The organism is Anaerovibrio sp. (assembly GCF_024697385.1).
In the GTDB taxonomy this organism is placed as follows: domain Bacteria; phylum Bacillota; class Negativicutes; order Selenomonadales; family Selenomonadaceae; genus Anaerovibrio.
The window spans coordinates 1-7,182 of sequence record NZ_JAILFV010000163.1 but is presented as its reverse complement, the minus strand read 5'-3'; the positions used below and the strand labels follow the sequence as shown (position 1 = coordinate 7,182).

General features: G+C 40.7%; 4 protein-coding genes, 6 tRNA genes and 1 pseudogene. 3 read left to right on the top strand and 8 right to left on the bottom strand.

Features of this window, described 5'->3' with window-relative positions:
* Positions 1-86: 86 nt before the first annotated feature.
* Together K6C05_RS08720 and K6C05_RS08715 are read right to left on the bottom strand one after the other, a co-directional pair.
* Positions 87-428 (bottom strand): annotated as a pseudogene (locus K6C05_RS08720) (flagellin); the annotation flags it as partial.
* A 203-nt stretch (positions 429-631) separates the two neighbouring features.
* Entirely contained in the window at positions 632-2,044 is a 1,413-nt protein-coding gene (locus tag K6C05_RS08715) for a serine/threonine-protein kinase (RefSeq protein ID WP_296733720.1), read from the bottom strand.
* Positions 2,045-2,186: 142 nt separating this feature from the next.
* Between K6C05_RS08715 and K6C05_RS08710 the strand changes: the two genes are divergently transcribed.
* The 3 genes from K6C05_RS08710 to K6C05_RS08700 all read left to right on the top strand — a co-directional run bounded on the left by K6C05_RS08710 (position 2,187) and on the right by K6C05_RS08700 (position 2,976).
* Positions 2,187-2,618, top strand: a complete 432-nt coding sequence (locus K6C05_RS08710) for a hypothetical protein (RefSeq protein WP_296733717.1) — start codon at positions 2,187-2,189, stop codon at positions 2,616-2,618.
* 171 nt (positions 2,619-2,789) lie between these two features.
* Positions 2,790-2,878 (top strand) — tRNA-Ser (locus K6C05_RS08705).
* 9 nt (positions 2,879-2,887) lie between these two features.
* Positions 2,888-2,976 (top strand) — tRNA-Ser (locus K6C05_RS08700).
* A gap of 117 nt (positions 2,977-3,093) precedes the next feature.
* Here the strand turns inward: K6C05_RS08700 and K6C05_RS08695 are convergent.
* The 6 genes from K6C05_RS08695 to K6C05_RS08670 all read right to left on the bottom strand — a co-directional run bounded on the left by K6C05_RS08695 (position 3,094) and on the right by K6C05_RS08670 (position 7,181).
* Positions 3,094-4,095 (bottom strand): metallophosphoesterase, encoded by a 1,002-nt coding sequence (locus tag K6C05_RS08695; RefSeq protein WP_296733723.1) that lies wholly within the window; start codon positions 4,093-4,095, stop codon positions 3,094-3,096.
* Between the two features lie 383 nt (positions 4,096-4,478).
* A complete protein-coding gene (locus K6C05_RS08690; RefSeq protein WP_296733715.1) occupies positions 4,479-6,548 on the bottom strand; it encodes a methyl-accepting chemotaxis protein in 2,070 nt (689 codons plus the stop codon).
* Positions 6,549-6,783: 235 nt separating this feature from the next.
* Positions 6,784-6,869, bottom strand: a tRNA-Leu gene (locus K6C05_RS08685).
* Between the two features lie 24 nt (positions 6,870-6,893).
* A tRNA-Leu gene (locus K6C05_RS08680) sits at positions 6,894-6,980 on the bottom strand.
* A gap of 26 nt (positions 6,981-7,006) precedes the next feature.
* A tRNA-Leu gene (locus tag K6C05_RS08675) sits at positions 7,007-7,095 on the bottom strand.
* A gap of 12 nt (positions 7,096-7,107) precedes the next feature.
* Positions 7,108-7,181 (bottom strand) — tRNA-Gly (locus tag K6C05_RS08670).
* Position 7,182 lies beyond the last annotated feature (1 nt).

Here is a 7,182-nt window from a genome sequence, read left to right as displayed (position 1 = left end):
TTCCAATTAGCGTTTCAACGCGCTGGGATATATGCTCGCCAGCTGTTGTAGTTTGTTTTCCCCCACCTAAAGAGGAAGGGGACATCTTAAAGCTCGTTATAATTTGTAGTCGCAGCTACATCAGTTATATGCTGTAAGCGCTGATTTACTTCCTTCTGAATTATCTCCCTATCTGTATCAGTATTTGTATCATTAGCAGCATCAATTGCCTTTTCCTTTAAATATCGTAAATTTTGTACAATATCATCCACTGCGCCACCAGCAATGGCGGCAAGATTGTTACCAGTTTGAACATTTTGAATATCCTGCTGCAAAGACCGTTTCATGACAGACATTTTCTTGGCTATCGCGTAGCCGGAAGCATCATCCTTAGCACTATTTATTTTTATCCCAGAAGCCACTTTTTCCAGATTACTGGCCATCTTTTTATCATTTTTTTCAGTGTATTATAAGTATTTAAAGCAGCCACATTAGAGGCAACTACCAAAGCCATAACTACTCCCCCTAAGCACTAAACATCGATTGTATCAGGACTAATTTAGCAAATATTTTTTTTAAAGTGTTGTACTCTGAGTCCAATATTCCAAAATATAAAAGAGCTGCATACGCAGCTCTAAAATCACCTCAAAATTTAGAAAAATTTTGCTATGAATGTATTATTTTTTACAGTATATACCGTCATGGCTTCATCTAAAAGGTAACCGTTCTCTACCTTTAAATACTGGCTATCTGCCATACCACTGCACCTTTGAAACCCACTGACAGGGTTATAGACAATTGCCCAGGCGTTGGTATTGTCCACCAAGTCGTTTCCACCTTTAACAAGGACACTGGTCAGAATAGGTATAATATCCAAATTGCCATCTCCATTAATATCCATAAAAACAATATCCCCTTCCATGGAATTAGGATTATCATAGTTATGAATAGCCGGTGGCTGATAGGAAAAGGAATAGGTCGATGCGTGCCCCTTGTTATCTGACAGTTGCACATTGAATTGATTGCCGGTATTGGTGGCAATAACGGTTACATTGGCATCATTAATGTTTACTGTTTTCTGCCTGGTAGTTCCCTCAGCAACATGAAGAGGCCTACTATCCATAGTCTGACTCAGCCCAGACTTTGCCACTCCTCCTTTATCCAACGGCATATTAGCCTCATTCTGTCCAACTGAATTAACCTTATTATCCGAGTTTTCAGCCAAAGCGCCTGTGGATTCCCCACCAGTACTTATTTCAGCATTATTTGTCTTGACCTTATCCCCCTGCTCCCCTGCGTACTGATACCATAAACCGCCTACGGCAACCACCAACAGGATAAATACTAATATCCCTATAAAATTCGCCCTTTTCGGAGTTTTTAGCAAAGCGTTTAGCATTGCCTCAGCATTTTGGTATCGGTCTGCCGGATCAAAGGACATTGCCTTTTCGATAATCTTTTTTTCATGAGCTGACATAGGAATACTTGATAAAAGTGTGGCCAGAGTTTGCCCCAGTGAATAAATATCTGATCGCTGATCTGTACTCTGATAGCCAAACTGCTCCGGCGGCGCATATCGTCTTGTTCCCAATATCTCCGTATCATACTGATTGTGCTTTTTGTTCATACGGGCAATGCCAAAATCTATCAGATAAGGCTTCATATCATTCCCCAGAATAATATGCTCCGGTTTAATATCCCGATGAATAATACCTGCAGAATGAATTTCCCTCAATACAGGTAATATCCCTTTTAACAATTCCGTTATGGTAAAATTAGGTATGGTTAAAATTCCTGCAGACAATTTTTCCAGGGAAATTCCTTCAATATAATCTTCAATAACAATGGTTCTGCCTGCATAAAGAACATATAAAATATGCGGTATTCCCGGGATATCCATTTCCTTCAGTTTAGCGAATATTTCCTTTTTATTCTCCCGGTATTCACGGCGAATAAACAGCATATTGTCTTTTTTCCTTTTTATTAAATAAACTATTCCGTATTCATTATCGGAAAGCTGCTTCACTGTTGTGAAGCTTTCATTTATAAATTCAAGGGCAGACATTTAATCATCTCCTATAATTAATTTTATAGAAATCTTTTTACCCATACAACCAAATTTTAAAAATTGGACTCATAGTACAAGATTTATTGCCTGCACTATGGCACAATTATAATAGTAATGTTTCGGGAGTGAATTATAGCATATGGTAAAAACGAATTCTTTACTTTCTGAATTAATTGAGAAAAATGATTTAAAAACTTTTTTAGAGGAACACCAGGAAGATTTTATCAATATCTCTCCTTCAGATTACCTGAAATCCCTGGCAGATAAATATGATATTTCCATGGCAGAAATCGCCCGCACAGCGAATTTAGGAGATTATATATATAAAATTTTTCGTGGTGAACGAAAAGCAAGCCGTGACATTCTGATTTGTATATGTCTTGCAATCAAGGTCAGCCTGGAAGAGCTTCAATTGCTATTACGGCTATCCCAATACTATACCCTGGATGTAAAAAATGAGCGTGATGCGGTAATTCTGTATGGCATAAAAAATAAATCATCTTTATTGGAAATTAATAATATGCTATATGAACTAAAATTAGACCTGCTGATAGGGGAACGAGATCATTGACCACTTATAGAAAGCTAAAGGAAAGATGCTCCATGGGTTTATAAAAATAGCCTCTGGCGCATCCTTTTTAATATCCTATTCCTGTCTGCAAGGGAATAGATATTTTTTACCTGGATGCAATGTGTTTCCTTGACATTAAACTTTATAATTTGTTATAATAGCTATTGCTATGGAGAGGTGTCCGAGTGGTTTAAGGAGCTGGTCTTGAAAACCAGTGATGCTTAACGGCACCGTGGGTTCGAATCCCACCCTCTCCGCCATATAAATATGGAGTGGTACTCAAGAGGCTGAAGAGGACGGTTTGCTAAATCGTTAGGGTCGCAAGGCCGCGAGGGTTCGAACCCCTCCCACTCCGCCATTTATCAAGTCGCGTAAAGCGGCTTTTTTTATTGCTGATAATCAATGAAAGCCATCATGGCCACAGTATCGTAAAAAAAATTCAGTGGGAATATCCTCCCACTGAACAAGTCACATATTATTTATTATCTGTCAAGGTAAAAATGGCAATTTCCGGCGGGCATCCAAAACGGAACGGAAACCAGCTTCCATTCCCCGAATGAACATATCCTACCGTTTTGCCTACATGATATATTCCCCGCAGATACTTAAAGACCGGTGGCACCAATGGTATGCCAAACAAACCTAGCTGCCCGCCATGAGTATGTCCTGATAATACAAGCTGCACACCATATTTTTCAGCTGGATCAATAAAATCAGGATGATGTGCCAACAGTACCTTGACTGATTTTTCCGGAATTCCCTTCAAGGCTGTATCAGCATACTTATCCCGCAAAAAATCAAATTCATCCCTCTTAATTGGGTAATCAACTCCTGCCATATAAATTGGCAAGCTGCTACCAACAATATATTCCACAGAATTCACCAGGTATCTGATACGGGTCCTGGCTATCGCCATATCAATAGCCTGAATCCCCCGCAAATGCTCATGATTGCCACGACAATAAACTATACCATATTTAAATCGGTCAACATATGTATCAATCAGACTTGCTGCCTTAAAATTTATTCTTTTATCATCAAATAGATCACCTGTAATAACCAATATATCGCATCCCAGAGCTGCAGTTTTCTCCATGAGATTTTCCAAATCATCCAAGGACATAAAAGGCCCTAAATGGATGTCACTTAGTTGGGCAATGGAAAATCCCCGGATATCATCCGGTATCCCGGCAACGGGAATATCAAATTTACGCACCACAGTGTTATTTTTTTCAATAAGTCCACCATATAATGCCACTGCAGCTGCTGAGGCAGGCAATAGTATGGAGCCCCTTAAAAAACTGCGCCTGCTTTTATCTTCAGGAATTGACAACATTTTTTTCTGCCCCCAGGCAAAAAGCAGCCGCACCATTACCAGCAAGTCGAAAACCAACTGCCCCATAAAGCTGATGCAGGCAAAATGCAGTAATATTCCACTGAATAAATTGCCATGCCCTATACTATAGCCCACTACCATGCCCAAGATTAACAATATATCAAAATACAATATTCCCCTTGATATTAATCTGTACCTCTCTGGTGGAAACAGCACTCCAACACATTTTTGCGTAATAATAATTATACTGGTCAAAATAATGAGTAAAAGTAAGAAAAAAATAAGCATTATATACCTCTAACATCTCTGCAATTATCCATACATTCTTCACAATGTGAAAATTATACCATATAAATATGAAAAAAATCATAAAAAGAAAAACTCCCGGCAAATATTTCCCTCACCTCCCCATGGCATCCGAAGTTATGGCCAGAGGCCATCATCTAACCATTTCAACATAACAAAAATAACCAGTGCAAATAGCACTGGTTATTCAATACATATCAGCTATGTTATACTAAATTTTAAAATTTAAACTTACGGAGTTCACGCTTCAGTTCTTCTGCCAATTCAGAGAGATTGCGATTTGATGCCGCAATTTCTTCCATGGTAGCAGACTGCTCCTCAGTTGCCGAGGAGATAGCATCTATACTGCTGGTAACAGACTCCGTAACACGCTCAACCTCTTCAGCAGAATTCAAAACAGCATTGCTGGAATCAGCCGTAGCATTGGCAGCCTTTGCAGCCTCATGAATAAGTGAGTCCACTTCCTTGACATTTGAAACAATCTGCTGGAACTGTTTTCCTGCCTCAGCAACGACCTCACTGCCAGTCTTAACAGCTTCTGTTCCCTTCTTCATACTGTTAACAGCCTTTTGGGTTTCACTCTGAATTGCCTGAATAATTGATGCAACCTCAGCAGCTGCTTCAGATGACTGCTCAGCCAGCTTTCTGACTTCATCGGCAACAACAGCAAAGCCACGACCATGTTCACCTGCTCTTGCGGCCTCAATAGCAGCATTTAATGCCAACAGGTTAGTCTGATCGGCTATCCCGGAAATAGTGTTAATAATTTCACCAATTTCCTGAGATCTCATTCCCAACTCTGCCACTGCATCAGCAGACTGATCTACAGTATCAGTAATCTGATTCATTTGGCTTACAGCACGGTTAATTGCTTCCTCACCGCGGGAAGCAGCCTCGCCGGCATTTGCCGATGCACTACTCATGCGGTCAGCACTTGAAGCGATGGAAGCAACATTATCAGTCATATTACGGATCTGACTCACGACGGTAATCATGGTATCGTTTTGCTGCTGTGCAGCTCCCGCAATATCACTAACCTTTCCGGCAACATGAGTTATGGTCTCCGCACACTGCTCAGAACCATCTGACAGGTCATTTGACGCAACTGATACCTGCTCTGAACTGGATTGTATCTGTTCCAACAATCCCTTAAGCTGTCCTGTCATTTTAGAAAAGGCATTACACAGGCGGCCAATTTCATCATTGGATGCATAATCCAAATTAAACTGATGAATATTGCCATTGGCAATTTCCTCTGAGGCACCTGCCAGCTCAGTCAAAGGATTGAACAATGCATTACACAATAAGTAGGTAAGAGTCTGAACAAAAAGCTGGGCCAAAATCAAAACAATAACAAGTAAAATACGCATATCACGGACCGGAGCCAGGAGCTGATCCTCATCTACAATCGTCAGGAATTTATAGCCTGTTTCCTGGGAAGTATAAACATTGACAATCTTGTTTACCCCATCCTGAGTGATATCAACCATGCCATTCTGTACGTCAGCCAACTTGGCAAAATCACCCTCTACTTCAGAAAGCTTTTTAAAATTAAGATCAGGATTGGCTGGGGAAGCAAAAATTACGCCATCACTGTCAACTACCATCATATTTCCTGTTTCACCGATTTTAATCTCACTGATAATATCAGTTACAACAGGCAAATCTACATTAAGACCAATAACACCCAAAGGATTGTTGGAATTATCCTTGGCTACTGCAAAAATACCAATAGTAGGAGTACCCTTGGAAGTCATAAAAGGATTAGTTATACGGACCTTATTAACATCAGCCATAGTTTCCTTATACCAGTCTCTGGAACGGGAATCATATCCCTTTTTACGGCTAACAGCAGGATACTGTAAATAACCGCCATCAGTAGTACCATAACTTACCACTGAAACGCTGCCCTTATTGGCCTCAACAAATCTATGAAATGAATCGAATAAAGCAGCTTCATAACCACCCTTTGCAATTGGATCCATAGGTATTTTACCGCTGGAATCAGTTTGTCCGTCAATATATACAGTAATATTTCCCCCCTGACGAACCAATGGGTCATTTGCGATATTTACCAGCCCGGCACGAAGTCCATCCAGGAATATGTGCATGGTAGTATCAACCTGTACAGCCTGTAGCTTGGTCTCCTCCTGAAACAGATCCCGTTCGTTGTTTGTAATCATCCTGTTAAGAACGATTCCCATAGCAACCATAGCTATGAAAATAGTGATACCTGTCAGAAGCATTATTTTCATTTTTACACTTAAACTTTTGATATACTCAGCCATAAAAAACCTCCATCATAGACATAAGCTATCTTACTATATTAAGCCAATGTCAAGACTCATCACCAAAGAATGTAAATCCTGACATTGACATTTACCCACAGGCAGACAACACAGAATATGGTATAAATTGCCATACTTAACCGTTGTTTTATATTCTAGGAGAAACATAAAATATCCTGCTAGAAATAATAACTTTAGGCAAAAAAAAACCGAGCATAGCCCGGAGTAAGTCTAATGGTGCGGTTGGTGGGACTTGAACCCACACGACCTGTGATCACTACCCCCTCAAAGTAGCGCGTCTGCCTATTCCGCCACAACCGCATATAAACTGATATAAAATTAAAATGGTGCGGCCGAGTGGATTTGAACCACCACGGGGTCAACCCCCACTAGCGCCTGAAGCTAGCGCGTCTGCCGTTTCGCCACGGCCGCATTATTGATAAAAGCATTAACACAAGTGGTGCCGAGGACCGGAATCGAACCGGTACGGTTGTTTCCAACCGCGGGATTTTAAGTCCCGTGCGTCTGCCAGTTCCGCCACCCCGGCAAAATGCTTATATGGAGCGGGTGATGGGAATCGAACCCACGTGACCAGCTTGGAAGGCTGGGGCTCTACCATTGAGCTACACCCGCA

Coding starts and splice junctions, on each gene's coding strand:
- K6C05_RS08715 (WP_296733720.1), bottom strand. CDS start 2,044: ATGTCTGCCCTTGAATTTATAAATGAAAGCTTCACAACAGTGAAGCAG.
- K6C05_RS08710 (WP_296733717.1), top strand. CDS start 2,187: ATGGTAAAAACGAATTCTTTACTTTCTGAATTAATTGAGAAAAATGAT.
- K6C05_RS08690 (WP_296733715.1), bottom strand. CDS start 6,548: ATGGCTGAGTATATCAAAAGTTTAAGTGTAAAAATGAAAATAATGCTT.
- K6C05_RS08695 (WP_296733723.1), bottom strand. CDS start 4,095: ATGGTAGTGGGCTATAGTATAGGGCATGGCAATTTATTCAGTGGAATA.